General features: G+C 71.8%; 3 protein-coding genes. 1 reads left to right on the top strand and 2 read right to left on the bottom strand.

The annotated features are described in order from the left end of the window. Nucleotides 1-75: 75 nt before the first annotated feature. Nucleotides 76-504 (top strand): hypothetical protein, encoded by a 429-nt coding sequence (locus ACWEN3_RS46590; RefSeq protein WP_452984508.1) that lies wholly within the window; start codon nt 76-78, stop codon nt 502-504. Nucleotides 505-530: 26 nt separating this feature from the next. Here the strand turns inward: ACWEN3_RS46590 and ACWEN3_RS46595 are convergent, their stop codons facing one another. Both ACWEN3_RS46595 and ACWEN3_RS46600 read right to left on the bottom strand, forming a co-directional pair. Next, nucleotides 531-950, bottom strand: coding sequence for a DUF6233 domain-containing protein (locus tag ACWEN3_RS46595; protein WP_452984510.1), 420 nt, complete (start codon nt 948-950; stop codon nt 531-533). Between the two features lie 33 nt (nt 951-983). Continuing rightward, nucleotides 984-1,193, bottom strand: coding sequence for a hypothetical protein (locus ACWEN3_RS46600; RefSeq protein ID WP_452984512.1), 210 nt, complete (start codon nt 1,191-1,193; stop codon nt 984-986). Nucleotides 1,194-1,374 lie beyond the last annotated feature (181 nt).

The raw sequence follows: 1,374 nt of genomic DNA on the forward strand, positions 1-1,374 counted from the left end.
CCTTTCACCCGTCCCCCGGCATCGGCATGAACGAGTGGGATCCCGTGAGCAGTCCCCACCCCTATGATCACGATCATGTCCGCCCTCCATGAGCGTTCCGCCCTCAGTCAACTGGCTCCCGGTGAGCAGCTCTTGGGGTACGGCACCGTCGTCCCCGCGAAGAGCGCCAAGGGCATCGGCGTGAACCTCGGCGGAGCCATCGCGAACCAGGTGATGGGCGCCGTAGGCGCGCAGTCCGGCGGGGCCGGGAGCATCGCCTCGGGGATGCCGCGCACCTCCGGCGCGCTGCTGCTGCGCGTGACCGACCAGCGCGTCGGACTGGTCCAGCCCCTGAACGGCACGCCGGTGTGGGAGGTGCCGCGAACCTGGGTGACCCGGGTCGAGCGCCGTCCCCGGATGCAGCTGATGGCCCGTTTCCGGCTGCACTACGCCGACGGCTCCTGGCTCGCCTTCCTCACCATGCGGCGCCGCACGATCGACCAGCTCCGCTCCCTCATAGGCTGATCCCCGGGCCGCCCGCCGCTCACCCCCTACGCCAGGTCGATGCCCAGTTCGGTGTCCGGCCGGCAGAACGCGCACGGCTCGATGGTGGGGTCGGTGAGCGCGGCGCGCGCCTCGTCGGCCCTGATGCGGTGAGGTGTGCCCTCGATCATGGCGCAGTCGGCCTGATGGACGACGGCGGGCTCGGGGCCGGCCGGTGTGCGCTTCTGCTGGATGACGCAACCGGTGCTCGCGGGCGGCGGGTTGAAGCCGGGCAGCGGACCGCCGCCCTTCACCTTGCGCTTCGGCCGCTGCTGCGGCTGCGGGCGCTCGGCGCGGGCGAGTGCGGCGAGCACGGCGTCCCGCTGGAGCCGAAGGTAGACGGCGACGGTCTCGTTCGCGGCGAGCTGCTCCTCGATGTACGCGAGGATCGCCCTCAGCCTGCGAGGGTCAGGCGGCAGCAGGGACATGGCGCACACCGTGCCCGCCCGGGACGAGGCCGCTCACCGTCGGCTCCGTCCTCCCCGCGGGGAGACGAACAGTGCCGCCCGAGCCGCCGTTCCCTGCCCCTGCCAGTACGGATGGAACAGCACCTGCGACGACAGATGGATCAGCCGCCGCCGGAGCGCCGCGCCGGGACACGCGGCGAGCCGCCGGTAGGTGACGTGCCACTCCTCTTGCGCGAGGGCGAGATCGTCGGGAATCCGTCGCATGGCCAAATTCAAGCATGTGTTCGATTTCCAATGCGAGCGCAACCCACGGCGGGACCATCGGATCCCCGGACGTGAGACGCCACGGGGCGGTCCACCGATCACCCCGAGACACGAGGCCGGAACTCGACGGTACGGCGCGGCCGCCCGCCGCCGCGAGGCGCTCGGTCAGCCCCTTCAGGCC

The organism is Streptomyces sp. NPDC004561 (assembly GCF_053602155.1).